Source organism: Alsobacter metallidurans (assembly GCF_014636935.1).
Classification (GTDB): domain Bacteria; phylum Pseudomonadota; class Alphaproteobacteria; order Rhizobiales; family Beijerinckiaceae; genus Alsobacter; species Alsobacter metallidurans.
Genome location: NZ_BMES01000001.1, coordinates 449,468 through 473,286 on the forward strand (window position 1 = coordinate 449,468; position 23,819 = coordinate 473,286).

The 23,819-nt window shown below is 68.8% G+C and carries 24 protein-coding genes; 10 read left to right on the forward strand and 14 right to left on the reverse strand.

What is annotated here, in order from left to right:
- Positions 1–432 precede the first annotated feature (432 nt).
- The 6 genes from IEV99_RS01950 to IEV99_RS01975 all read right to left on the reverse strand — a co-directional run bounded on the left by IEV99_RS01950 (position 433) and on the right by IEV99_RS01975 (position 6,314).
- Entirely contained in the window at positions 433–1,932 is a 1,500-nt protein-coding gene (locus IEV99_RS01950) for a phosphomannomutase/phosphoglucomutase (RefSeq protein ID WP_188517603.1), read from the reverse strand.
- Between the two features lie 188 nt (positions 1,933–2,120).
- The gene (locus IEV99_RS01955; RefSeq protein ID WP_188516046.1) at positions 2,121–2,660 is read right to left on the reverse strand and encodes a retropepsin-like aspartic protease family protein; all 540 of its coding nucleotides are present in this window, start codon (positions 2,658–2,660) and stop codon (positions 2,121–2,123) included.
- Between the two features lie 104 nt (positions 2,661–2,764).
- A complete protein-coding gene (locus IEV99_RS01960; protein ID WP_188516047.1) occupies positions 2,765–3,670 on the reverse strand; it encodes a ribokinase in 906 nt (301 codons plus the stop codon).
- Positions 3,667–4,314, reverse strand: a complete 648-nt coding sequence (locus tag IEV99_RS01965) for a 2-dehydro-3-deoxy-6-phosphogalactonate aldolase (RefSeq protein ID WP_188516048.1) — start codon at positions 4,312–4,314, stop codon at positions 3,667–3,669. Before IEV99_RS01965 ends, IEV99_RS01960 begins: the two co-directional genes overlap by 4 nt.
- 22 nt (positions 4,315–4,336) lie before the next feature.
- The gene (locus tag IEV99_RS01970; protein ID WP_188516049.1) at positions 4,337–5,230 is read right to left on the reverse strand and encodes a 2-dehydro-3-deoxygalactonokinase; all 894 of its coding nucleotides are present in this window, start codon (positions 5,228–5,230) and stop codon (positions 4,337–4,339) included.
- A gap of 67 nt (positions 5,231–5,297) precedes the next feature.
- The gene (locus tag IEV99_RS01975) at positions 5,298–6,314 is read right to left on the reverse strand and encodes a glucokinase (protein WP_188516050.1); all 1,017 of its coding nucleotides are present in this window, start codon (positions 6,312–6,314) and stop codon (positions 5,298–5,300) included.
- A 261-nt stretch (positions 6,315–6,575) separates the two neighbouring features.
- On the opposite strand from IEV99_RS01975, the gene IEV99_RS01980 reads away from it, so the two are divergent.
- A complete protein-coding gene (locus IEV99_RS01980; protein ID WP_188516051.1) occupies positions 6,576–8,192 on the forward strand; it encodes a fumarate hydratase in 1,617 nt (538 codons plus the stop codon).
- Positions 8,189–8,524, forward strand: coding sequence for a hypothetical protein (locus IEV99_RS01985; RefSeq protein WP_188516052.1), 336 nt, complete (start codon positions 8,189–8,191; stop codon positions 8,522–8,524). Before IEV99_RS01980 ends, IEV99_RS01985 begins: the two co-directional genes overlap by 4 nt.
- A 215-nt stretch (positions 8,525–8,739) precedes the next feature.
- Here the strand turns inward: IEV99_RS01985 and IEV99_RS01990 are convergent, their stop codons facing one another.
- The 3 genes from IEV99_RS01990 to IEV99_RS02000 form a co-directional block, all read right to left on the reverse strand.
- Complete coding sequence (locus IEV99_RS01990; protein WP_188516053.1) at positions 8,740–9,936, reverse strand: multidrug effflux MFS transporter; 1,197 nt, start codon at positions 9,934–9,936, stop codon at positions 8,740–8,742.
- A 215-nt stretch (positions 9,937–10,151) separates the two neighbouring features.
- Positions 10,152–10,865, reverse strand: a complete 714-nt coding sequence (locus IEV99_RS01995; RefSeq protein ID WP_244643461.1) for a M48 family metallopeptidase — start codon at positions 10,863–10,865, stop codon at positions 10,152–10,154.
- A 124-nt stretch (positions 10,866–10,989) separates the two neighbouring features.
- The gene (locus IEV99_RS02000; RefSeq protein WP_188516055.1) at positions 10,990–12,306 is read right to left on the reverse strand and encodes a polyhydroxyalkanoate depolymerase; all 1,317 of its coding nucleotides are present in this window, start codon (positions 12,304–12,306) and stop codon (positions 10,990–10,992) included.
- 282 nt (positions 12,307–12,588) lie between these two features.
- Here IEV99_RS02000 and IEV99_RS02005 point away from each other — a divergent pair, with 282 nt between their 5' ends.
- Together IEV99_RS02005 and IEV99_RS02010 are read left to right on the forward strand one after the other, a co-directional pair.
- Positions 12,589–13,941, forward strand: a complete 1,353-nt coding sequence (locus IEV99_RS02005; protein ID WP_188516056.1) for an ActS/PrrB/RegB family redox-sensitive histidine kinase — start codon at positions 12,589–12,591, stop codon at positions 13,939–13,941.
- Between the two features lie 73 nt (positions 13,942–14,014).
- On the forward strand, positions 14,015–14,587 hold the full coding sequence (locus tag IEV99_RS02010; protein ID WP_188516057.1) for an ActR/PrrA/RegA family redox response regulator transcription factor: 573 nt from the start codon (positions 14,015–14,017) through the stop codon (positions 14,585–14,587).
- A 424-nt stretch (positions 14,588–15,011) separates the two neighbouring features.
- On the opposite strand, the gene IEV99_RS02015 is transcribed toward IEV99_RS02010, so the two are convergent.
- The 5 genes from IEV99_RS02015 to IEV99_RS02035 all read right to left on the reverse strand — a co-directional run bounded on the left by IEV99_RS02015 (position 15,012) and on the right by IEV99_RS02035 (position 18,166).
- Positions 15,012–15,632 carry a 2,3-bisphosphoglycerate-dependent phosphoglycerate mutase gene (locus IEV99_RS02015; RefSeq protein ID WP_188516058.1) on the reverse strand — a complete coding sequence of 207 codons (621 nt, stop codon included), beginning with the start codon at positions 15,630–15,632 and terminating at the stop codon, positions 15,012–15,014.
- A gap of 24 nt (positions 15,633–15,656) precedes the next feature.
- Positions 15,657–16,463 (reverse strand): 4-hydroxy-tetrahydrodipicolinate reductase, encoded by an 807-nt coding sequence (gene dapB / locus IEV99_RS02020; RefSeq protein ID WP_188517604.1) that lies wholly within the window; start codon positions 16,461–16,463, stop codon positions 15,657–15,659.
- A 628-nt stretch (positions 16,464–17,091) separates the two neighbouring features.
- The gene (locus IEV99_RS02025) at positions 17,092–17,544 is read right to left on the reverse strand and encodes a GNAT family N-acetyltransferase (RefSeq protein WP_188516059.1); all 453 of its coding nucleotides are present in this window, start codon (positions 17,542–17,544) and stop codon (positions 17,092–17,094) included.
- A 5-nt stretch (positions 17,545–17,549) separates the two neighbouring features.
- Positions 17,550–17,867, reverse strand: coding sequence for a DUF1330 domain-containing protein (locus tag IEV99_RS02030; protein WP_188516060.1), 318 nt, complete (start codon positions 17,865–17,867; stop codon positions 17,550–17,552).
- Positions 17,864–18,166: a DUF1330 domain-containing protein gene (locus IEV99_RS02035; protein WP_188516061.1), complete on the reverse strand. Its 303-nt coding sequence runs from the start codon at positions 18,164–18,166 to the stop codon at positions 17,864–17,866. Before IEV99_RS02035 ends, IEV99_RS02030 begins: the two co-directional genes overlap by 4 nt.
- Positions 18,167–18,509: 343 nt before the next feature.
- Here IEV99_RS02035 and IEV99_RS02040 point away from each other — a divergent pair, with 343 nt between their 5' ends.
- The 6 genes from IEV99_RS02040 (at position 18,510) to IEV99_RS02065 (ending at position 23,784) form a co-directional block, all read left to right on the forward strand.
- Positions 18,510–18,683: a Flp family type IVb pilin gene (locus tag IEV99_RS02040; protein ID WP_188516062.1), complete on the forward strand. Its 174-nt coding sequence runs from the start codon at positions 18,510–18,512 to the stop codon at positions 18,681–18,683.
- A gap of 146 nt (positions 18,684–18,829) precedes the next feature.
- A complete protein-coding gene (locus IEV99_RS02045; protein WP_188516063.1) occupies positions 18,830–19,339 on the forward strand; it encodes an A24 family peptidase in 510 nt (169 codons plus the stop codon).
- A 134-nt stretch (positions 19,340–19,473) separates the two neighbouring features.
- Complete coding sequence (gene cpaB, locus IEV99_RS02050; RefSeq protein ID WP_188516064.1) at positions 19,474–20,259, forward strand: Flp pilus assembly protein CpaB; 786 nt, start codon at positions 19,474–19,476, stop codon at positions 20,257–20,259.
- A gap of 26 nt (positions 20,260–20,285) precedes the next feature.
- Positions 20,286–21,731, forward strand: a complete 1,446-nt coding sequence (locus tag IEV99_RS02055) for a type II and III secretion system protein family protein (RefSeq protein ID WP_188516065.1) — start codon at positions 20,286–20,288, stop codon at positions 21,729–21,731.
- A gap of 11 nt (positions 21,732–21,742) precedes the next feature.
- A complete protein-coding gene (locus IEV99_RS02060; protein WP_188516066.1) occupies positions 21,743–22,519 on the forward strand; it encodes a CpaD family pilus assembly protein in 777 nt (258 codons plus the stop codon).
- A complete protein-coding gene (locus tag IEV99_RS02065) occupies positions 22,519–23,784 on the forward strand; it encodes a CpaE/TadZ family protein (protein ID WP_188516067.1) in 1,266 nt (421 codons plus the stop codon). Before IEV99_RS02060 ends, IEV99_RS02065 begins: the two co-directional genes overlap by 1 nt.
- Positions 23,785–23,819 lie beyond the last annotated feature (35 nt).

Here is a 23,819-nt window from a genome sequence, read left to right on the forward strand (position 1 = left end):
ACTCGGTCGCTCAACTCTCGCGTCATCCCCGGCGGCGCGCAGCGCCGGGAGGGGTATCCCAGGTTGAGCATGTTGCTCTGGATCCCCTTGCCGACCTGCTGCGCAGGGCGCCGGGGATGACGGCCCATCGAGGCGGACATCTCCTGGCGACAACCCGCGCCACCCTCACGTCATTGCGAGCCTAGCGAAGCGATCCAGTCTTGAAGCCGGGCCTTTAGACTGGATTGCTTCGGCATCCGGCTTGCGATGACGGCGGAGAGGCCGGCGGGAGTCTGAGCGTCTGAGTACGGCGGTCCGACGGCGCGCACGGAAGCTTGCGCCGCCCTCTCGTCATTGCGAGCGCAGCGAAGCAATCCAGGACTAAAGGCCGGGCCTCTACACTGGATTGCTTGCCTGCGGCTCGCGCTGCCGGAGAGCGTCGGGCCGCACCCGTCAGATCGACTGGTTGTAGGCGCCCACCTCGGGGTTCTCGCGCAGCACCCCGTCCACGGCCTTGAACATCTCGCGCATGCGAGCTTCCGAGACCGGGCTCTCGATCACGACCACGAGCTCGGGCTTGTTGGACGAGGCGCGAACGAGGCCCCAGGTGCCGTCCTGCGCGGTGACGCGCACGCCGTTCACCGTGACGATGTCGCGGATGGGTTGGCCCGCGATGGCCTCGCCGGCCGCCTGCATGGCCTGGAAGCGCTGCGTGACCCGCTCGGACACTTGGTACTTCACCTCGTCGGCGCAGTGCGGCGACATGGTGGGGGTGCCGTAGGTTTTCGGCAGGGCGCGGTAGAGATCGGCCATGGTTTTGTCGGGGTTGCGGTCGAGCATGTCCAGAACCGCGATCGCGGTGACGAGGCCGTCGTCATAGCCGCGGCCCACCGGGGCGTTGAAGAAGAAGTGGCCCGACTTCTCGAAGCCCGCGAGCGCCTTCAGGTCGGCGACGCGCCGCTTGATGTAGGAGTGCCCGGTCTTCCAGTAGTCGGCCTTCACGCCGTTGGCCTGCAGCACGGGATCGGTCGCGAACAGGCCGGTGGACTTCACGTCCACCACGAAGGTCGCGCCGGGATGCAGGGCGGACAGGTCGCGCGCCAGCATGACGCCGATCTTGTCGGCGAAGATCTCCTCGCCCTCGTTGTCGACGACGCCGCAGCGGTCGCCGTCGCCATCGAAGCCAAGGCCCACGTCGGCCCCGTGCTCCTTCACGGCGTGCGCCATGGCGTGGAGCATTTCCATGTCTTCGGGGTTCGGATTGTAGCGCGGGAAGGTGTGGTCGAGCTCGACGTCGAGCGGGATCACCTCGACGCCGAGCCGCTCCAGGATCTGCGGCGCGAAGGCGCCGGCCGTGCCGTTGCCGCAGGCGGCCACGACTTTGAGCTTGCGCTTGATCGGTGAGCGGGTGGTCAGGTCCGCGATGTATCGCTCGGGGAAGTTCTCGACGAAGTTGTAGGACCCGCCCTCGCGCGTCTCATACGCGCCCGAGAGCACGATCTCCTTCAGCCGGCTCATCTCGTCCGGCCCAAACGTCACCGGGCGCTGGGCCCCCATCTTCACGCCGGTCCAGCCGTTGTCGTTGTGCGAGGCCGTCACCATCGCGACGCAGGGCACGTCAAGCTCGAACTGGGCGAAATACGCCATGGGCGAGAGCGCCAGCCCGATGTCGTGGACCCGGCAGCCGGCCGCCATCAGGCCGTTGATCAGCGCCATCTTGATGGCCGACGAATAGCCGCGGAAATCATGGCCCGTGACGATCTCGGGCTTCACGCCCATTCCGCGGATCAGCGCGCCAAGGCCCATCCCGAGGGCCTGGACGCCCATCAGGTTGATCTCTTTCTCGAACAGCCAGCGGGCGTCGTATTCCCGGAAGCCAGTGGGCTTCACCATCGGGAGGGTCTCGTAGCCATACGTATTGGTGTGAAGGAGGGGGACGGGTTTTGGGAACATGAGCCTGCCGATGATGTGCTGATCGTGCGCCACGCTGGCCCGAAAGAGGCAGCGCCGCAACGGTTTCAAAAGCGTTAGAGCCTGCTGCGAAAAGGTGGGATCCGGCTGTTTTCGCGAACATGCCCGCAGGCCGGAGGCGACGCCATGGCGCCGAGGTTCACGGAAACGCGGCGGATGCCCCGGACCGACTACTGGGTGAGAACGAGGCGCCCTTGGGCGAACTCCATGCCGCCCAGCCGCCGCAGAAAGGACATGCCCAGCAGCGTGCCGGTGAGACGGCCAGGCGGCATCACCATGGCTTCCACGTCGCGCACCACGATGCCGTTGAGGCGCACCTCCGGCAGGCGCACCTGGGCGGCCCGGATGACCCCGTTGGCGGTGTTCACCGGAATGCGGAAGTCGGCGCCGGCCGGAAACACGCCGACGCGCCGCGCGTCCTCGGCCGAAAGCGCGACCGCGGACGCGCCGGTGTCCACCAGCGTGCGGACGATGATGTTGTTGATCTGCAGGTTGGCGACGAAATGCCCGCGCGCGTCGGCCGCCAGCGTCACGGTGGCGCGGCCCTGGGCGTTGCGCGCTGGCGGGGCCGGCGCGGTCGACGCCGGTTCCGGCGTCACGGCGGTCTGCGCCGCCACGGCGGCCGTGGGCGCAGGCGGACGGCCGACGGATTTCACCGCGAACACGCTGACCAGAACAATGAATGCGGCGGTGGCGGCGATCTTCAGCATGACGTCTCCTCGCCGAGACCCTACACCGGCCCGTGTTCAGCCGGCGTTTGCGCCCGATCGCGGATTGCGCGCTTTGCCGTAACCCCTCGTTCAGCCTGTTTCGCTCAGGCCTGGAAGCCCGCCACCGCGGCGTCGATCGCCTCCCGGGTGGGGATGCTGGTCTGCGCCCCCTCGGCCGCGCAGGCGAGGCTGCCGGCCGCTGCGGCGCGCGCCAGCGCGGTGGTGAATCCGAGCCCGCCATCCATCGCGGCCGCGAGCGCGCCGCAGAAGGTGTCGCCCGCCGCCGTGGTGTCGAGCGGGGTGACCGGCAAGGCCGGCGCGGCGCGGCGCAGGCCGCCCGTCCACCCCACCGCGCCGTCGGCGCCGAGCGTCACGATGGTCGAGACGCCGTGCCGGGCGTCGATGTCGCGCGCGATGGCGTCCGGCTCGCCCGCGATGTCGAGCCCGGCGCCCACGATCACGGCCTCGTGCTCGTTCACGATCAGGAGGTCGAGGCAGGCCAGAAGGGCGGGATCGAGCCGGCCTGCGGGCGCGGCGTTCAGGATCACCCGCGCTCCGGCCTTATTGGCGATCCTAGCGGCCGCCAGAGCCTCGGCGTCCGGAACCTCCCGCTGCAGCAGCAGCGTGTCGCCATCGCCAAGCGGCGCATCGTGCAGCTGTTCGGCGCTGACATGCGCATTCGCGCCAGCCGCCACCACGATGGCGTTCTCGCCGCCGTCCGACACGCTGATGAAGGCCGCGCCCGTGGGGGCGTCCACGGTGGCCACGCGGCTGAGGTCCACCCCGTCCCGCTCCAGCAGCGACAATGCGAGCGGCCCGAAGGGATCTCGCCCCACAGCGCCGACCAGCGCGACGGCTGCGCCGGCGCGCCGGGCCGCGAGCGCCTGGTTGGCGCCCTTGCCGCCGGGGATCACCGCGTATCCAGGACCCAGGATGGTCTCGCCCGGCCCGGGGATGCGCTCCACCCGGGTGACGAAATCGACGTTGACCGAACCAAACACCACGATCATGCGCGCGCCGCCTTGAATTCTTCATAAGCCTGCAGGAACAGGCGGGCCTTGTCGCCGACCTGCGCGGCCGCATCGCCGGGCTTGAACAGCGCCGAGCCCAACCCGAAGCCGCTCACGGGGCCGTCCGCGTAGCGCGGGAGGGTGTCGGGCGTGATTCCGCCCACCATCACGAGCGTGGCGCCCTTCGGCAGCACGGCCCCCATGGCCTTGGCGCCGGCCGGGCCGATGACCTCGCCGGGGAAGAATTTCAAAACGTCCGCGCCAGCGTCCAGCGCCGCATAGGCCTCGGTGGGCGTCATCACGCCCGGCGCGGAAACGAGGCCGAGCGCCTTGGCGCGGCGGATCACGTCCGGGTTGGCGTTGGGTGAAACGATCAGCGTGCCGCCCGCGTGCGCGACCGCATCCACGTCGGGAACGCGCACCACCGTGCCGGCGCCCACCACGGCGCGGCCGGCCAGCGCCGTCGCGAGCCGGCCGATGCTGTCCAGCGGCTCGGGCGAGTTCAGCGGCACTTCCAGGATGGTGAAGCCCGCGCCCGCCAGCGCCTCGCCCACCGCCACGGCCTCGTCGGGCCGTAGCCCGCGCAGGATCGCGATCAGCGGGCAGCGCGCATAGGCGGCTTGGAAGGCGGCGGTGTGGGACATGGCTCGCGCCTTTCGGTTGGGATCAGACGGCCGCGAGCCGGCGCAGGCCGGCCACCACGGCGTCCTCGGGGTCGATGAGCCGGCAGGCGCGGCCACGGCTGGCCAGCGCCTCCGTGTAGGACTGGGCGAACACCCCGTCCGCCACCAGGGCGATGGCGGCCGCGGCGCCCGCGCCCGCCAGCCCGGCGTCGATCTCGGTCCCGATCAGCAGGCCGGAGAGGTAGGGCCCCACCTGCGCGGGCGGCAACTCGCCCATCAGCACCAGCGTGCGGGCCGAGAACGCCACATGCGTGAGCCCGCCGGGGCGGCGCGCGGCGTCCAGGCCTCGCGCGAAGCCCGCCGGGTCTGCCGGCTCCTCGGCGAGCTTGCCCAGGATGGTGTGGTCCTTCAGGGCGCCGAAGAAGTCGCCCGTCATGAAGGTCGAGAAGCCGGCGATCCGTCCCGCCTCGATGCGGGCCCACTTGGAATGCGTGCCCGGCATTACGACGAGCCCGTCGGACACGCCGCAGCCCGCGATCTTGGTTTCCTCGCCGCGCATCACGTCCGGCGCGCCGGCGGCGTCGCGGGCCGTGAGCCCCGGCACGATGGCGGCGCGGCGCCCGCCGCCGGCGTCCACGGCCGCGAAGCCGCCCGCCAGCGCGTCGATCGCCACCGGGCAGCGGAGATAGGGCGCCTCGACCCAGCCGTTGCGGCTGCCCACCATGCCGGCCATCACCACCGGCGCGTCGGGCCAGCGGTCGAGCCAGGCCCCGACGTGGCGGCGGAACACCGCCGGGAAGCCGCCCGGCGGCACCGCCATGATGCCGTCGTCGCCGGTGACGCGGTCCAGCACCGCGCCGGAGCCGTCCACCAGCCAGGCCCGCAGCCGGGTCGTGCCCCAGTCCACGGCGATCATCGCTGGATCCTGCGCGCTCATGCTGATTGTTCCGGCTTTCGTCGACGGGCGGACCCTATTGGGTTTTTGCGCGCTTTCAAGCCGCCCGTCAGGCGCTCCACAGCCGCCGGTCGTAGTCCACCGCGTAGCGCTCGGGATGCGACGCGATCGCGGCCATGCCGTGCAGCACGGCGTCGGGCGAGGTCACCATCCGGGTGGCGATGCGCCTGGGCAGGCTCTCCACCGGCTCCTTGCGCTCGAAAGCGGCCCGGAACGCGGCCGGGTCGAGCAGCGGCCGAATGCGCGGCAGGATGCCGCCCGCCAGCGTCACCCCGCCCGTGCCGCCGAACACGATCGCCATGTCGCCCGCGAAGCGCGCCAGCAGGCGGATAAACATTCGCACGGTGTCCGCCTCGACGCTCGCGTGTTCGGCCAGCGCGCCGTCCACGATCGCGACGCCGTCGAGCCCGTCCGGCGCGGACGAGCCGGCGGCCGCCAGCCGGGCGTGATGCAGCGCCACGAGGCCGGGGCCGGACAGGACGGCCTCGGCGGTGAGCCGGCCTTCAACCCGCCGCACATGCACAAACACGCGCTCCTCCTCGGCGTCGAACGGCGCGAAATCCACGTGGCCGCCCTCGCTGGGCAGCGGCGCGAAGCGTCCCGCCACCTCCACGAGCGCGCCGACGCCAAGCCCCGTCCCGGGCCCGAGCACCACGCGCGGCCCGGCGCCCGGCGCCACGGTTCCGATCGACTCGACGACGCCGTCCGGCAAGGCCGGCAGGGCAAGCGCCTGCGCCTCGAAATCATTCAGCAGCAGGCCCTCGACGGCGCCGCCGAGACGCACGATCTCGGGACCGTCGATCACCCAATCCGCGTTGGTGAGCGCGCAGACCCGGTCGTTCACCGGCCCGGCCCCGCACAGGATGGCGGAACGCGGCTTGCGGGCGGCCGGCGCGGTCGCTGCTGCGAGCGCCAGTGAGACGGTGGGGAAATCCGCCGTGCGGAAGCGGCCGAGCATGGTCAACGGCCCGTCCGGCTCCTCCTGAAGGGCGAAGCGGGCGTTGGTGCCGCCGATGTCGCCGACGATCACCGGAAACGGAAAAACGGTAGGGGAGAAGCTCGACACGGGCGATCCTGGTTCCACGCGCCGCCATCTCGCCGGGGGCGCTTGCGGCTGTCAACGCGGGAAGCCTTCGGTGGATGCGAGCGTTCGTTCTTCCCCCGAAAGAAGCGACGCGTGCTTACCCCGGAAGAAGGGACCCGCGACTTTCGCCATTCACGAGGCAAGCACCACAACCCAGGCCTAGACCATTTTCGGCCTGCCTCCCGGCGCGAAATCGGCTAAAAGCGCGCCGAACCTTCATCCAAACGCCCAGCGGGAGCCGCCATGTCCAGCGCCGCCTCGAGCCTCTTTCCGATGGCCCAGGATTCCACCCCCTATCGCAAGCTCGACGTGCCGGGCGTTTCGGTGGAAACGGTCGGCGGGCGCGAGTTCATCAACGTCTCGGCCGACGCCATCCGGGCCCTCGCCAAGCAGGCGCTGATCGACATCAACCACCTGTTGCGCCCCGGCCACCTCGCCCAACTGGCCAAGATCCTCCAGGACCCCGAGGCGACCTCCAACGACAAGTTCGTCGCCTATGACCTGCTGAAAAACGCCAACATCGCGGCCGGCGGCATTCTGCCCATGTGCCAGGACACCGGCACCGCCATCGTGATGGGCAAGAAGGGCCGCTTCATCTGGACCGACGGGACGGACGAAGACGCTCTCTCGGATGGCATCCGGGATGCCTATTTCGAGAAGAACCTGCGCTATTCGCAGCTCGCCCCGATTTCGATGTTCGAGGAAAAGAACACCCGCAACAACCTGCCGGCGCAGATCGACATCTACGCTGAGGGCGACGACGCCTACAAGTTCCTGTTCGTCGCCAAGGGCGGCGGCTCGGCCAACAAGACCTTCCTGTACCAGGCGACGCCCTCGCTCCTCACGAAGGATCGCATGATGGCGTTCCTGAAGGAGAAGATCCTGACGCTCGGCACGGCCGCCTGTCCGCCCTATCATCTCGCCATCGTGATCGGCGGCACATCGGCCGAGCTCGTGATGAAGACCGTGAAGCTCGCGTCCACGCGCTATCTCGACGACCTGCCCACGCAGGGCTCGGAAGCCGGTCATGCGTTCCGGGATCTCGAGATGGAAGCCGAGGTGCACAAGCTCACCCAGCAGCTCGGGGTCGGCGCCCAGTTCGGCGGCAAGTATTTCTGCCACGACGTGCGCGTCATCCGCCTGCCGCGCCATGGCGCGTCCATGCCGATCGGGCTCGGCGTGTCCTGCTCGGCCGACCGGCAGGCCAAGGCCAAGATCACGCGCGACGGCGTGTTCCTGGAGGCGCTGGAGACGCATCCGGCGCAGTACCTGCCCGAGGTGGACGAAAGCACGCTCGGCGGGGCAGTGGTGCAGATCGATCTCAACCGCCCGATGTCGGAAATCCGCGCGGCGCTGAGCCAGCATCCGATCCGCACCCGCGTGTCGCTCACCGGGCCCATTGTTGTGGCTCGCGACCTCGCGCACGCCAAGATCCGCGAGCTGCTGGACAGCGGCAAGCCGATGCCCGACTACATGCGCAACCACCCGGTCTACTACGCCGGCCCCGCCAAGACGCCGGAGGGCATGCCGTCCGGCTCCTTCGGGCCGACCACGGCGGGCCGCATGGATTCCTATGTGGACCAGTTCCAGGCGGCCGGCGGCAGCTTCGTGATGCTCGCCAAGGGCAACCGCTCCAAGGAGGTCCGCGACGCGTGCCAGAAGCACGGCGGGTTCTACCTCGGCTCCATTGGCGGCCCGGCGGCGCGCCTGGCGCAGGACTGCATCAAGAAGGTCGAGGTTCTGGAATATCCCGAGCTCGGCATGGAGGCGATCTGGCGCATCGAGGTGGAGAACTTCCCGGCCTTCATCGTGGTTGACGACAAGGGCAACGACTTCTTCAAGGAGCTGAACCTCGGATGAGCCTGCGCGTCCTCGCATTGGCCGGCGCCTGCGTGGCCATCCTGGCTGCGCCCGCCCGTGCGGCGGGGCCGAACTCCCCCGAGTGCAAGCGCGACCTGCTGGTCGCCGACAGCCTCGTGCGCACCAGCCGCGACCGCCTCGTGGCGGCGTCGGGCGCGCCGCTGGCGAACCAGTGCGCGGTCTGGCGCGAGCACGTCAACGCCGCCCGCCAGGCCAACGCCATCCAGGGCCGCTGCCAGACCGGCATCGGCAAGTCCGTGATCCAGGCCGAACTGGTGAACACCGCGACCGAGTTCGAGGCCCAGATCAAGGCCCGCTGCAAGGGGCTTTGACGGAGCTGAAGGTCGTTTTGTTCGCCTCAAAGCCCGTGACACCCTCCCGTCATTGCGAGGAGCGAAGCGACGCGGCAATCCAGTCGCCGGGCGAAAGGCTTCTCGCCCACTGACCCAGCACCAGCTGGATTGCTTCGCTTCGCTCGCAATGACGGGGAGGGGTGGCTCTGAATGGGCGCGCATTCCTTGTCCCGGGGGAGAAGAGCGCGCGCGAACTAAACCCCGCTCGCCCGCAGTCGGCGCGTCGACCAGAACAGCGCCAAGGCGAGCAATCCCAGCGTCGCCACCGCGAAGGGAAGCGGCCAGGCGCGGCCGCCGAGCGCGAGCCCGAGCGCGGCGCCCACCACAGCGGCGGATGTCATCTGGATCAGGCCGAGAAAGGACGAGGCCGCGCCGGCGCGGTCCGGGTAGGGCTGCATGGCGGCCGCCATGGCCTGCGGCATCACGAGTCCCACGCCGCAGCAATACAGCGCCATCGGGATCGTGATCGCGAGCGAACTCGCGACGCCGGCCGCCACCAGGGCGGCCATAATGACGCCGCCCGCCGACAGGCAGGCGACGCCGATCCCGATCACGCCGTCGAGCCCGCGCGCGCCGACGAGGCGGCGCGCCAGGATGGTTCCGGCGATGAAGCCCAGCACGGGCCCGGCGAAGGACAGCGAATAAGCGATCTCGCCCAGCCCATAGGAGCCCTGGAGCACAAAGGACGAGCCCGAGATGAACGAGAACAGCCCCCCATACGCGAGCGAACTCAGCCCCACATAGACCCGATAGCCGCGATGGCCGAGCAGCGTGAAGAAGCCGCGCAGGATGCCCACCGGCGACAGCGACGCCTGGCTGCGGGCGCGCAGCGTCTCGGGCAACAGGAAAACCACCGCGCCCACCAGCGCCACGCCGCCCAGCAGCGCCACGATGAAGCTGGCGCGCCAGCCGAAGCTGGTCTGCAGCACGCCGCCGAGCAGCGGCGCCAGCGCCGGCACGAGCCCCATCACGGTGCCCATGCGGGCGAGCTCGCGCCCGGCGCGCGGCCCTTCATACAGGTCGCGCACCACCGCGCGGGCGAGAACGATGGGACCGGACGCCCCGAAGGCCTGGAGGAAGCGGGCGGCGGTCAGCATCTCGATGGATGTCGAAAACGCGCAGGCGGCCGTGGCGACGAGGTAGATGGCCAAACCGGCGAGCAGCACCGGGCGTCGGCCGAACCGATCCGAGAAGGGCCCGTACACCACCTGCCCGGCCGCGAAGCCGAGCAGAAAGAACGACAACGTCAGCTGCGTCTGCGCCGTGGTGGCGGCCAGCTTCACGGAGATGTCCGGCAGCGACGGCAGGTACATGTCGGTGGAGAGCGGCCCGAGAGCCGTCAGCAGGCCGAGAAGGGCGGTCAGCGCGAAGGTGTCCGGGCGAAGGCGCATGGGGGCTCGCTGGTGGGTGGCGACGCTTATGAAGGAACCCCGAAGCGCTTTCACGCTGTTTCTGCGGTCTGGAGGCCACCCTCCCGTCATTGCGAGCGCAGCGAAGCAATCCAGGCGCCGGGCCAGGTCCCGCGCAATGGCCCGGCGCCTGGATTGCCGCGTCGCTTCGCTCCTCGCAATGACGGGAGGGTGGCCCCTGCGGCTCGTGAACGCCGCTACCTGAACCGGTGCAGCCCCGCCCCGTGACGTTTCAGCCAGGCTTCGGCGTCGTCGGTGCGTTGGCAGAGGCGGTGGACGATGCGCCAGAAGCGCGCGGAGTGGTTCATCTCGCGCAGGTGCGAGACCTCGTGGGCGGCGAGATAGTCCAGCACGAAGGGCGGCGCGAAGATGAGCCGCCAGGAGAAGTTGAGCCGCCCGGTGGACGAGCACGAGCCCCAGCGGCTGCGGGTGTCGCGCAGCGTGATCTTGCCGGGCTTCACGCCCAGCGCGGTCGCATGGAGCGCCACCGCGGCCTCGAGGTCCTTCTTGGCCTCGCGCTTCAGGAAATCCAGCACGCGGCGATGGGCGTGCTCGGCCGCGCCCGCGACCACCAGCAGGGGAGGGCCGTCCGCGCCCTGCTCGATCCAGGCCGTGCCGCGCGCGGCTGGGCGATGCACGATACGGTGGTCGAGCCCGCGGAAAGGCACGATCGCGCCCGGGACCAGCGGCGCCTCGTCCGGCAGGCGCGCGATGCGGGCCGCGATCCAGCCGCCATGGCGCGAGGCGAAGTCGACGGCGGTGTGAAGATCGGCGCGGGCCGGCAGGCTCAGCACCACGCCGCCCGTGGCGGCGCTGACGCGCAGCGTGAAGCGGCGCGCGGCCGGGACGCGCCGCACCGCGACGCGAAACACGTCGCCGTTGTGGCGCACCTCGATATGGGAGGGGTCCATCTGCCGCGCCGGGGGGCGGGCGACTCGCAGGCCGAGAATCATCCCGCCAGCGTGCTTGAGCGCGGGCGGGTTGTCACGCGCCGCGCCTGCGGCGTCGACGCCGCAGGCCCGTCTTCGGCGGGCGTTACTCCGCCGCCGCCACGCGGGCCGTCTTGCCGCCCCGGATGGAGGTCAGCGAAGCCTTGCCCTGCTGCTTGCGGAAGCGCTGCTCGCAGTTCTGGATGAAGTCGGCGATGCGCGGCGCGATCTCGGCCCGGAAGCGCGAGCCGTTGAACACGCCGTAGTGGCCGACGCGCGGCTGGACGTAATGGGCGCGCAGCTCGTCCGGAATGTTGGTGCACAGGTGGTGCGCCGCCTCCGTCTGGCCGACGCCCGAGATGTCGTCCTTCTCGCCTTCCACGGTCATCAGGCCGCAACGCTTGACCTTGGTGAGATCCACCGGGAACTCGCGATGCATCATCTCGCCCTTGGGCAGGGCGTGGCGCACGAACACGGTGTCCACCGTCTGCAGGTAGAACTCGGCCGTGAGGTCCATCACGGCGAGGTACTCGTCATAGAAGTCGCGATGCTTCTCGGCGGAATCGCCGTCGCCGTCCACGAGATGCTTGAACATCTCGCCGTGCGCCTCGAGATGGCGATCGATGTTCATCGCCATGAAGCCCGAGAGCTGCAGGAAGCCCGGATACACGTCGCGCATGAAGCCGGGGTTCGGGAACGGCACCTTGAAGATGCAGTTGCGGCGGAACCATTCAATGCCGCGGCGCTCGGCCAGCAGGTTCACCTCGGTGCGGCTCACGCGCGTGTCGATGGGGCCGCCCATCAGCGTCATGGAGAGCGGCGCCTTGGGGTCGCCCTCGGCCTCCATGCGGGCAATGGCGGCGATCACCGGAACGGAAGGCTGGCACACCCCCATGACGTGCACGTCCGGCCCGAGCTGGTGCAGCATCGAGATGATGTAGTCGATGTAGTCGTCGAGATCGAAGCGGCCTTCGCTGAGCGGCACCGTGCGGGCGTCGATCCAGTCGGTGATGAACACCTCGTGCGACGGCAGGAACGCCTCGACCGTGCCGCGCAGCAGCGTGGCGTAATGGCCCGACATCGGGGCCACGATCAGCAGCTTCGGATGATTGGGCCGGCGAGCGCCCAGCGCGCGATCGAAATGGATGATGTTGCAGAAGGGCTTCTGCCAGACGACCCGCTCGTTCACGGCCACGCGCTCGCCGCCCACCAGCGTGGTGTCGAGCCCGAAGATCGGCTTGCCGTAGCGACGCGTGGTGCGTTCGAAGAGCTCGCAGGCAGCCGCCACCGAGCGGCCCACCGGCGTCTTGGACACCGGATTGAGCGGGTTGTTGTAGAAGATCCGCGTGGAATCGGCGAGCGCGCGGGCCGGTCCGAGCATGGCGTGGGCTGCTTCGTACCACATGTAATAGGGAAGCTGCATGGCTGTACTCCCTCGCCGAACCGCGCCCGCAACGCCCGGCGTGAGGGCGATGCTGCATTGCGGCAAACCCTGACCTTACCGATCAGGTTTTGAGAAACAATTAGCCGAAGGTGAAACCCACCGCGGCTTTCGGCGGCCTGTGACGCAAAAGTGACGATTTGCGGCACATCTCACAACCGCAAGCAACGCGGGAGGGTTCCCGCACTGCACAATTCTGCGTCACGGGCGCACCGTGGGCCGCGCCCGCCTTCACCTGAGCGCGCCGGGCCCTACATTCCCCCCATGCCCGATCTGGGAGACATCGATCTGCGGCGCAGCGCGCTGGCGACGAGCGGCAGCCGCCTGCGGCTGGACACGCTCGTGCGGCTGCGCTGGCTCGCCATGGTCGGGCAGGTCGGCGCCATCGCGGTGGTGGCGTGGTGGCTCGCCTACCCGATGGAGTTCGAGGCCTGCCTCACCGTGATCGCCGTCTCGGTGGCGCTCAATTTGGGCCTGCGCTTCAGCTTTCCGGTCAGCTACCGCCTCAGCGACGGCGCCGCGACCGCGCTGCTGGCCTACGATATTCTCCAGCTCGCGGCGCTGCTCTACCTCACGGGCGGATTGCAGAACCCGTTCTCGATGCTGGTGCTCGCGCCCGTGATGATCTCGGCCGCGTCCCTGCCGCCGCGCCGCACCTTCGGGCTGGGCGTGCTGGCGATCGCGGCCTCGACGGTGCTCCTGTTCGCCTATCATCCGCTGCCCTGGGCGACGGGCGAGGAGCTGCACTTCCCGCTCACCTACCGCTCCGGCATCTGGTGCGCGATCCTCCTTGGTCTCGCCTTCATCGGCGTTTATGCATGGCGGGTGACCGAGGAGGCCCGGCAGCTTGCATATGCGCTGGCCGCCACCGAGCTGGTCCTGGCGCGCGAGCAGCATCTGTCCCAACTCGACGGCCTGGCCGCGGCGGCGGCTCACGAACTCGGGACGCCGCTCGCCACCATCGCGCTCGTCGCCAAGGAGCTCGACCGCATCGGCCCGAAGGAAGGTCCGATCGCGGAGGATATCGCGCTTCTGCTCGAGCAGGTGGCGCGCTGCCGCGGCATCCTGGGGAAGCTCACCTCGCTGGGCGAGGAAGAGGGCCCGCTCGGGACCATGCGGCTCAGCCATCTCATCGAGGAAATCGCCGGGCCCCAGCGGCCCTTCGATCTCGCCATCGACGTGGAAACGCGCGGCGCCGGCCCCGAGCCGGTCTGCCGTCGCAACCCGGGTCTTCTCTACGGGCTCGGCAACCTCGTTGAGAACGCCGTCGACTTCGCGCGCGACCGGGTCCGGATCACCGCGCGCTGGGACGACGACGCCGTTGCGGTCACGATCCGGGACGACGGTCCCGGCTTCGCGTCCGATGTGCTTGGCCGCCTGGGCGAGCCCTACGTCACCACGCGCGGCGGCGCGCGAGCGGCGGAGGAGAACTCCGGCGGCATGGGCCTGGGCCTCTTCATCGCCAAGACGCTGCTGGAACGCTCCGGCGCGACCCTGTCGATGCGCAACGCCCTCGTCCCCGAAACGGGCGCCATGGTGACGGTCACCTGGCCCCGCCTTGCTTTCGAGCGCGGCCTGGTCGCAGAGCCCCCGGCCGAACCTGCTTTTCCGCTCTGAACTCCGGGTCCCGCGCCGCGGAGTGAACCAAACGGTTTGCGGTGCGTAGACTCTCGTGGAGGCTGTGGAATCCATGCTGGACCAATTATCCCCCCGTGCGGCCGGAGCCGCGCTCGCGGCGACCGAAGCGTCGCTGCTGATCGTGGACGACGACCGCCCTTTCCTCACCCGTCTCGCCCGCGCCATGGAGGCGCGCGGCTATGAGGTGACGACGGCCGAATCCGTGCAGGACGGCGTCGCGGCGATCCGCCAGAAGGCTCCGGCCTTTGCGGTGATCGACATGCGGCTGGCCGACGGCAACGGCCTCGACGTGCTGGCCGAGCTCAACGAGCGCCGGCCCGAGGCGCGCGGCATCATCCTCACCGGATACGGCAACATCGCCACCGCGGTGACGGCCGTGAAGCTCGGCGCCTATGACTACCTGGCCAAGCCGGCCGACGCCGACGAGATCGACGCCGCCCTCAAGGCCACCGGCGAAGCCCGCGCCGAGCCGCCCGCGAACCCGATGTCGGCCGACCGCGTCCGCTGGGAACACATCCAGCGCGTCTACGAGCTGTGCGGCCGCAACGTTTCCGAAACGGCCCGCCGCCTCGCCATGCACCGCCGCACCCTGCAGCGCATCCTGGCCAAGCGGGCGCCGAGGTAAGAGACGCTCGGCAGGCTCCATCCCGGCGCGAAGCGCCACCCCTCCCTCGAGGGGGAGGGTCGCCGCGAAGCTGCGGGGTGGGGTGAAGCCGGGCGTGAGGCTGAAATTCTAAGCAGCGCGCACTGATCTCTCTTGAGAGAAAGCGACCTGCCCCGGCATCACCCCGCCCCGCCGGGCTTCGCCCGTCGACTATCCCCCTCGAGGGAGGGTGTGGCTGCGGCATGATCAACGGGAGATGCGGTTCTTACGGTCGCCGACACGAGACCGCGCGCGCCGCGCTTCGCCTGGGCCACCCTCCCGTCATTGCGAGCGACAGCGAAGCAATCCATACCTAATAGCCCGGCCATAAGGCTGGATTGCTTCGTCTGCGGCTCGCAATGACGGCGAGGAGGCTCGCGCATCGCTCAGCCTTCGCCTGGGCCGTTCAGGCCCCCAGCACCTGCTTGCTGTCCACGGTGGAGTCCGCGTTGAGGCGGTAGACGAGGGGCACGCCGGTATCGAGCTCCATGGACGGGATGGTCTGCGGGGTCAGCCGGTCCAGCACCATCACGAGGGCGCGCAGCGAGTTGCCGTGGGCGGCCACCAGCACGCGCTCGCCGCGCAGCACGCGGGGCAGGATCTCCTGGCAGTAGTAGGGCAGCACGCGCGCCACCGTGTCCTTGAGGCTTTCACCGCCGGGAGGCGCGACGTCGTAGCTACGGCGCCAGACATGCACCTGCTCCTCGCCCCACTTGGCGCGGGCGTCGTCCTTGTTGAGGCCCGACAGGTCGCCATAGTCGCGCTCGTTCAGCGCCTGGTCGCGGATCGTCTGCAACCCGGTCTGGCCGAGCTGCTCCAGGATCAGCGTGCAGGTGTTCTGGGCGCGCGACAGGTCCGATGTAAACGCGATGTCGAATGACAGGCCGAGCGCCTTCAGCCGCTGGCCAGCCGCCGTGGCTTCGCCGACGCCCTTTTCGGTCAGGCCCGGGTCCTTCCAGCCGGTGAACAGGTTCTTGAGGTTCCAGTCGCTTTGGCCGTGGCGGACGAGGACGAGCAGGCGGTCCATGGGGCTTTTCTCCGGTCGAGGGGGTCAGATGTCGGCGAGGCCGAGAACGTCGTCCATGCTGTAGAGCCCGGGCTTGCGCCCGCGGCCCCACAGGGCGGCGCGCAGGGCCCCGCGCGAAAACAGGCTGCGATCCTCGGCGAGATGGCTCAAGACGATGCGCTCATGCGGACCCGCGAAGACGACGCTGTGCTCGCCCACCACGGTGCCGCCGCGCAGCGCCGCAAAGCCGATGGCGCCCGGCTTCCGCGCGCCCGTGATGCCGTCGCGGCCTCGCTCGGAATGGTCCGCCAGCGCGATCCCGCGGCCTTGCGCGGCGGCTTCGCCCAGCAGCAGCGCCGTGCCGGACGGCGCGTCCACCTTGTTGCGGTGGTGCATTTCCACGACCTCGATGTCGAACTCCTCGCCCAGCGTCGCCGCCACCTTGCGGGCGAGCGCGGCCAGGAGGTTCACGCCGAGGCTCATGTTGCCGGACTGGATCACGACGGCGTGCCGTGCGGCGGCCTCGAGCCGCCCCATGTCGGCCGCCCCGAGCCCGGTTGTGCCCACCACATGGACGATGCGCGCCTGCGCGGCGAGCTCGGAGAAATGGGTCGTCGCATCCGGCGAGGTGAAGTCCAGCACGCCATCCGCCTTGGCGAACACCGGCAGGGGGTCGTCCACGATCTTCACGCCCGTTTCGCCGATGCCGGCCAGCAGGCCGGCGTCCTGCCCGAGCGCGATGGAGCCCGCATTCTCGATGGCCCCGCACAGCGTGGCGCCGGGCGTCTCATGGATGGTCTTCACCAGCATCCGCCCCATGCGCCCGGCGGCGCCAACCACGACGAGACGCATTTCCGACATGACGCACTCCTTTGGCCGGTGATGGCCGGGGGCCGGCGCTCCTATACCGCGCTCGACGGGCCGACGGAAGCGGCGCGCTCCAACGGCCGGCAAATAAGCCCGGGCCGCTGTTCATTCTTTAGAAACCACCAGGGCAGACATCCGACGCGCTGGCCGATGCCATAGCTTGCGGGCCCAATTTCTAAGCGTCTATACGTTGTACCCTTGGTTCTAAAAATCATAACATCAAGGAAAACCGATGCGCGTCGTAGTTCTCGCACTTCTCTGCCTGAGCACTACTGGCTGTAGTCTTACGCTTCCGGTCCAGGGACAATCCGTCGCTGGTGACGAGACTTTTATTGGGAGCGCCACCGGCTACATGGATGGCGGGGGCACGCTAGAAATCAAGAGCAGCAAGGGCCTCAACTGTACAGGCAGTTTTGTTTACGTGAGCCGTCGCGACGGCAAGGGTACGTTCAACTGCAGCAACGGCCAGAGCGGTCCCTTTGAGTTCGTCTCGACAGGAACGCGGGGCACCGGGACTGGCTCTGTCGGCGGCCGTCAGTTTACTTTCACATTCGGCTAACGCGGTCGCGATTCCATCTCTCGAGCCGTGTGCCCACCTCCGGGTTATTGTCTGTTAGAGCTTCTTCGCCACAACGGCCTTGCCATGCCCGAGCCGCGTCACGGCCTCGGGGAGCCGCCCGGCGTCAAGCGCCAGGTAGCCGCGGCGGAACATGAAGTCCGTCGCGTCGGCGTCCTGCGGTACGGCCAGGACGGAGGCGTAGTAGGCCCAGCGGGCGTATTCCTCCACGGTGGTGACAAGCGCCGACCCCACGCCTTGCCGGCGGGCGGGCGGAAGCACCGCCAGGGTCTCCACCGTCATCATGCCGTCGAGGTCGCCGACCGCCGCGACGCCGAGTCGCTCTCCGTTGGCGCGCTCGGCCACGAACACGCGCCCGGCGATCCCGAGCGCCTCCATGAGAACGAGGTCGGCCGGGCAGCCGGCCTCGGCGGCGAGCGCAAACAGCGCGTCAGCCTCGCCGTCCGCCGCGTAGCGGATCGCGACCCCGTCCGCGAGTTCGCGCTTCACCCGGCTTACCGCGCGCCGCCGGGCTGCGGGCCATCGTAACCCTGCACGATGATCAGGTCCGAGAACGCCGCATCCTTGCGCAGCGATTTGGCGTGCTGGTACTCGGGCGAGTGGAAGCACGCCACGGCCTGCTCGTAGCTGTCGAACTCGATCACGACGTTGCGGCTCTTTGCGCCGCCCTCCGCCAGCTCGAAGGCCCCGCCGCGCACCAGGAAGCGCGCGCCGAATTTGGCGAAGGGCTCGGCGTTGGCCTGGCGGTATTTCTCATAGCCTGCCGGGTCCGTGACCTCGACGCGGGCGATCCAGTATCCCTTGGCGCTCATGGCTGGGCTCCGTCGTAGCCTTCCACCACCACGAATTCGCCGGTGCTGACGGGCGCCCGGAACGAGCGCGCCTTCTGGTACTCGGGCGACGCGAAGTAGCGCTTGGCGGTGTCGAAATCGGCGAATTCCAGGATCACGTTGCGTTGCCGCGCCGGTCCCTCCAGCGCTTCGCTGCGGCCGCCCCGGGCCAGGATGCGGCAGCCGTGGATGCGCATGGCCTCCAGCGCGCCCTTGGCGTAGAGCGCGTATTGATCCGCATCGTCCACGTCCACGCGGGCGATGATGTATCCCTTGGGCATTGTTCTTCTCCTGGGGCGATCCCGACCCGCAGCGAACCCGATCGGGCCCGCGGGGTCAACGCCCGCAGCGCCGGTTCAGCACGACGCCCCGGGATCGCGCTCCAACGAGCGCGCTGCGTCTGCGCCGGAAAGTCATCGCGTCAAATGCGCTGGAAAAGGCGGCGGGCCTGGAAAGCTGCCGTTAACCCACATTCGGGACACACGCAGAAATTGTATTTTCGCGGCGCCGATTAACCCGTCTGCAACTCGCTGCAACCTATGGTCGTACTCGGTTCTGGCGGGTCGGGTGACCGCAAACAAGAATAGCCAGACGGGTGCAACAGTGTTCGCAAGGAGCAAATCGATGAAGACCCTTTTCTCGCGTTTCGTGAAGGACGAGTCCGGCGCCACCGCGATCGAGTACGGCCTGATCGCCGCCATCATCGCGGTCGGCATCATTGCCGCCCTGCAGGGCGTCAAGAGCAACCTGAACACGACCTTCAACAAGGTTTCGACCGCGGTTTCGACGGCCAACTGATCGGCCTGATCGCGTCAAACTGACGGAAAACGGCTCCGGACCTGTTCGGAGCCGTTTTCGATTCGGTGGAGCTAACCGCCGGTCAATCTATTTCCTGCATGAATGGTCCGCGCGGCGTTGGCCGCTTCGATCCAGGATGCTCTGCGATGACCGTGACCGATCTAGCGTTGTTGCTGCTGTTTCCCTGCATGATGGCCTACGCGGCCTGCAGCGATCTGTTGTCGATGCGCATCTCCAACAAGGTTTCGCTGCTCGTGATTGCGGCCTTTGTCCCGATGGCCATCGCGATGGGCCTGGGCTGGCAGGACTGGCTGATGCATGTCGCTGCTGGCGGCCTGACGCTGGTCATCGCGTTCGGGCTGTTTGCGGCCGGATGGATCGGCGGCGGCGACGCCAAGCTGGCCGCCGCCACGGCGCTCTGGCTCGGCTGGGGAACGCTGCTTGAATATGCGGTGGTGTCGTCGGTGTTTGGCGGCGTGCTGACGCTCGCGCTGCTGCAGCTGCGCGCGGTGCCGCTGCCCGGTTTCGCGAACTGGCCTTGGCTGATGCGCCTGCACCACCACAAGACCGGCATCCCGTACGGGATCGCGCTCGCGGCGGGCGCCTTGGCGGTATACCCGCACAGCACGATCTGGAATGCGGCTATCGGCGCGTGATACAACTTTAACGTGTCAATAACTTTCTCGATAACAAAGTCTGTTCTTACGATTTCTTAACCATGAAGCGTCGATGATCCGGGTGAATTTCAGGCCGGGTCATGTTGTCCCGGTCCAGACCTGGACAGGCGCCCATGACTCCTGCACGCCTTGCAATTCTCGGCGTCGCGCTCGCGGCTGGCGGCATTGCGTTCTATCTCGCCTCCGGTACGGAACAGCCGGCCCCGGCCCCCATCGTGCTCGCTCCTCAGGTCCGGAAGGTCGAGGTGCTGGTCGTGGCCGCCGACGTGCCGCTCGGCGGCATCGTGGGTCCCAAGGATCTGAAATGGCAGCCCTGGCCGGATGACGGCGTGGCGCCAGGCATGATCACCCGCCAGGCGACTCCCACGGGCGTCGAGGAAGTGTCGGGCTCAATCGCCCGCGCCACCATGCTGGGCGGCGAGCCGGTGCGCCGCGAGAAGCTGGTCAAGACCGACTCGACGGGCGTGATGTCCGCCCTGCTGCCGGCTGGGTCCCGCGCTCTCGCGATCACGATCGACAACCGCGGCGCCAACACGGCGGGCGGCTTCATCCTCCCCAACGACCGCGTCGACGTGATCCGGATCTACCGCGACGAGCAGGCCTCCAAGGTGCAGGGCTCCGACGTGGTGGTGAGCGAGACGCTGCTGCGCAACGTCCGCGTGCTGGCGATCGGCCAGAACATCCAGGAGCGCAACGGCGAGAAGGTGGTGGTCGGCGAAACCGCAACCCTCGAGCTCGACCCGCGGCAGGTCGAGACCGTCACGCTGGCCCAGCGCATGGGGCAGCTCTCGCTGTCGCTGCGCAGCCTGCAGGACGTCTCCAAGACCGACGAGCAGATCGTGAAGTCGGAGGACGTCGGCGTCACCGTCGTCCGCTACGGCACGGCGTCCCAGCGGTGACCAGGTCAGGCAAGGATTTTTCGATCATGGCCATCTTCAACTCACATGGGCGCCGGACTGGGCTGCCGGTTGCGGCCGCGGCGGCGCTCTCGCTGCTGCTGGGCTCGCCGGCTCTGCCCCAGAGCGTCACGCCCTCGACGCTGAGCATCACGAATGCTGATGGCGGCCAGCCCCGTCGCGTCGACCTCGGGATCGGCAAGTCGGTGATCGTCGAACTGCCGCGCGACGCCAAGGAAGTGTTCGTCGCCAACCCGAAAGTGGCCAACGCCATCGTGCGCTCCACCCGCAAGATCTTCGTGATCGGCTCGGCGGATGGCCAGACCAACGTGATCGCGATGGACGCCGAGGGGCGCCAGATCGCCAATCTCGACGTCAATATCGGCCGCGACCTCAACGTCCTGCGCCGGCTGCTCAAGACCGCGATGCCGAGCAGCGAGGTCAATGTGGTCGCCGTGCAGGACACCATCGTTCTCACCGGCGCGGTTTCGTCGGCGGGCGACGCCCTGCAGGCGATGGACATCGCCAAGGGCTTCGTCGGCGCCTCGGCGGTCGGGGCCAATGCGGTGGCCGGCACGGTGATCAACTCCATCACCGTGAAGGGTCGCGACCAGGTGATGCTGAAGGTCACGGTCGCCGAGATCCAGCGCTCGGCGCTGAAGCAGCTCGGCCTCAACATCACCGGCGACTGGCAGATGGGCAACTTCGCCGGCAAGCTGCTGTTCGATAACCCGCTCACCCTGCAGCGCCAGGCGCTCTCCGCCAACGCGATCTCGGCCACCATCAACGGCACCAGGTTCACGCTCAACGCGGCCGAGCGCGCCGGCGTCATGCGCACCCTCGCCGAGCCGACGCTGACCGCCATCTCGGGCGAGAGCGCCAAGTTCATGGCGGGCGGCACCATCCCGGTTCCGGGCAGCTACAGCTGCGACGCAGGCACCGCCCGCTGCACCTATGGCGTGGAATACAAGCCGGTGGGCGTCGCGCTGAACTTCACTCCCATCGTCCTGTCGGAAGGCCGCATAAGCCTCCACGTCTCCACGGACGTCACCGACATCGACTACGGCAACCAGCTCACCATCGGCAACAGCACGCAGGCTCCGGCGTTCAAGACCCGCAAGGTCGAGACCACCGTGGAACTGCCGTCCGGCGCCTCGCTCGCCTCCGCGGGCCTGATCCAGACCCGCAGCGGCCAGGTGATCAACGGCTTCCCGGGGCTCATGAACCTGCCGGTGATCGGCGCCCTGTTCCGCTCGCGCGACTACCAGCGCGAGGACAGCGAGCTGATCATCACCGTCACACCCTATATCGCGAAGCCCACCAACGCCCAGGAAGTCGCGCGCCCGACCGACGGCTTCGCGGATTCCAGCGATCCGCAGGCGATCCTGCTCGGCCGCCTGAACCGCATTTACGGCGTCAACAATGGCGCGGGCCGGGCCAACTACAAGGGCCGGGCCGGCTTCGTGGTGGATTGAGGAGAGCGCCAGTGTTCAAGCAGCAGTTCATTCGCCGCCGCGGCGGCATCGCCTCCTCCCGGTCCGTCCCGGCCTCCCGCCTCGGCTTGCTGGGCGCGACCGCAGCGGTCGCTCTCGCGCTCGCGGGCTGCAGGAGCGACAGCGGCGTCACCGGCTCGATCGTCCCGACGGACTACCGCGTCCGCCACCCGATCGCGCTCACCTACGCGCCGACGACGCTCGACGTGTTCCTGAGCCGCAACATGGCCGGCCTCGATGCGCGCCAGGCCGAGGACGTCCGCGCCTTCGCGGCGGACTACCGCCGCACCGGCCGTGGCCCGCTCACCATGCTGGTGCCGAACGACCCGACGGCAGGGGCCGCTTCGCAGCGCGCCGCCTCTGCGGTTCGCTCCGCCCTTTCGGCCGCGGGCGTCGGTCCAGCCTTCCTGCAGGTGCAACGCTACCCGGGCGGCGCAAACGGCCTCGCCAATCCGATCCGCCTGTCCTACGCCAAGATGCAGGCCAAGGTGGCGTCCGAATGCGGAACGTGGCGTTCCGACATCAGCGGAAACCCTGCGTCAACCGAAGGCTGGCAGAATACGCCGCATTATGACTTCGGCTGCTCCTACCAGACCATGTTGGCCAACCAGGTCGAAGACCCGATCGATCTCCAGCGCGCTCGCCAGGAAGATCGCGCCGACGTGCTGCGCCGCATGAAGGTGTTCGACGACGCCCGCAAGGGCACTGATCCGAGCACGAGCTGGAAGACCGAAGCCGCCAAGGTCACCGGCAGCAGCGGAGGAAACTGATGCATTCGGGAATCGCCACGATGCAGGACTCCGCCGAACTCGGCCAGGCGCACCATCTCGCCAACGTCCCGCGCATCGCCATCCAGGCGTTTTGCGAGACATCCGAGGTCGCCTCGATGATCGAAACGTCCGCGCGCGACCGGCGCATGGACAAGGTCCACCTGAAGGTCCAGATGGGCGGCGCCCACGCGGCCGCCGAAGTTTATCGCACGGCCGCGACGCCGAACCTTATCATCCTCGAATACGCCCAGGGCGACGGCCGCAAGCTGCTCGCCTCCCTGGACGAGCTGGCCGAGTCCTGCGACTCCGGCACCAAGGTGGTGGTGATCGGCCACGTCAACGACGTGGTGCTTTATCGCGATCTGTTGCGGCGGGGCATCAGCGACTACCTGATCGCGCCGATCAGCCCCATCGACTTCATCCGAGCGGTGTCGGAACTCTACAACGCGCCGGGCGCCGACCCGGTCGGGCGCACCATCGCGGTGATCGGAGCCAAGGGCGGCGTCGGCGCCTCGACGATCTCGCACAACCTTGCCTGGGCGATCTCGCGCGGCCTGGCGACCTCCACGGTGATCGCCGACCTCGACCTGCCGTTCGGCACGGCCGGGCTCGACTTCAACCAGGATCCCCCGCAGGGCATCGCCGAGGCGGTTTTCTCGCCGGAGCGCCTCGACGCCGCCTTTCTCGACCGCCTCCTGTCCAAGTGCTCCGAGCAGCTGAGCCTGCTCGCCGCGCCTGCGACCCTGGACCGTCTCTACGATTTCGGCGAAACGAGCTTCGACGCCGTGATCGACATTCTGCGCGCCTCGACGCCCTGCATCGTGCTCGACATGCCGCACCAGTGGACCGCGTGGTCCCGGCGCATGCTGATCGGCGCGGATGACATCGTGATCGTGGCGGCGCCGGACCTCGCGAACCTGCGCAACGCCAAGGTGCTGATGGACAACCTGCGCCACGCTCGCATCAACGACCGTCGGCCCAAGCTCGTCCTCAACATGCAGGGCATGCCCAAGCGTCCCGAGATCTCGGCGGTTGAGTTCGCCAAGGCGCTAGACTGCGACGCGGCCGCGGTTTTCCCGTTCGATCCGCAGCTCTTCGGGACGGCGGCCAACAACGGCCAGATGATCGCCGAGGTGCAGGCCAACGGAAAGATCACGGACAATTTCCAGGAGTTGGCCCGCATGCTCGTCGGCAAGGGCGAGACCAAGAAAGCGAGCAAGTCGCTCCTGGCGCCACTGCTGAGTCGGTTGAAGGCAAAGGCTTGACCCCGGGCAGGCCCGGCTCGCCGCGAGGCGGCTGC